At 75.1% G+C, this 976-nt stretch carries 2 protein-coding genes; both read right to left on the minus strand.

The genetic code is table 11. The features are described 5' to 3' along the window. Positions 1-46: 46 nt before the first annotated feature. On the minus strand, positions 47-523 hold the full coding sequence (locus tag ACTIDRAF_RS0226105; RefSeq protein WP_016701575.1) for a ribose-5-phosphate isomerase: 477 nt from the start codon (positions 521-523) through the stop codon (positions 47-49). Next, positions 520-976 (minus strand): DAK2 domain-containing protein (locus ACTIDRAF_RS31540; protein ID WP_039789922.1); only part of this gene is annotated, 457 nt, incomplete at its 5' end. The genes ACTIDRAF_RS0226105 and ACTIDRAF_RS31540, both read right to left, overlap by 4 nt.

Genomic DNA, 976 nt, shown 5'->3' on the forward strand with positions numbered 1-976 from the left:
AGCAGGACCTCGACGTTCCCGGCCGGCCGCCCCTTCCACAACCCGGTCAGCAGCTCCCCGTCGCCTCGTAGTCGGCGATCGCGGCGACCTTGGCCGCCGACGCCGAGGACGGGTCGAACCGGTACCCCAACCACTCCCTGGCCAGCCGCCGCGCCAGCTCCAGCCCGACGACCCGTTGGCCGAAGGTCAACACCTGGGCGTTGTTGCTCAGCACGGACCGCTCCACCGAGAAGCTGTCGTGCGCGGTCACCGCCCTGATGCCGCGAACCTTGTTCGCGCTGATCGCCACCCCGAGGCCGGTTCCGCAGACCAGCAAAGCCCGGTCCGCCTCCCCCCGGGCCACCAGTTCGGCCGCCGCCACGGCGATGTTGGGATAAGCCGTGCCGTCCGCCTCGGTGACGCCGACATCGCGCACGGAGGCGACCCGGGGGTCGGCCGCCAGGTCCGCCTTCAGCACGTCCTTGTAGGCCAGGCCGGCGTCGTCCGCGCCGACCACGATCCTCCACACCGGGTTCTCGCTCACACCCGTTCCCCTTCCCCTTCGTTCCCCGCCATCGACGCGACGGTTCGGACCACGAGGGCCATCGAGACGGCCCCGGCGTCCGGTGTGCCCACGCTGCGTTCGGCCAGCGGTCGGGCCCGTCCCACCCGGGGGACCAGCTCCGCCGTCTCCTCCGCCGCCCGGGTGGCCGCCTCCGCCGCGGCCGTCCACGCGGCCGCGCCACCAGCGCCCCGTTCCAGGGCCTCCACGGCCGGGACCAGCGCGTCGAGCATCGTCTTGTCACCGACGGCGGCCCCGCCCAGTTGCCGGACGCGTTCCAGGAACGCCCGCGCCCCGGCGACGACGGCGGCGTGGTCAACGGCGCGGTCGTCCCCCAGCTCGGCACCGAAGGCCCGGAGCCCGGCCCCCCACAGCGCCCCCGAGGTGCCCCCGGCACGGGCCGCCCAGGCGTCCCCCGCCTCGGCGAGCGTGGAC

The sequence above is a fragment of the Actinoalloteichus spitiensis RMV-1378 genome (assembly GCF_000239155.1).
Taxonomy (GTDB): Bacteria; Actinomycetota; Actinomycetes; order Mycobacteriales; family Pseudonocardiaceae; genus Actinoalloteichus_B; species Actinoalloteichus_B spitiensis.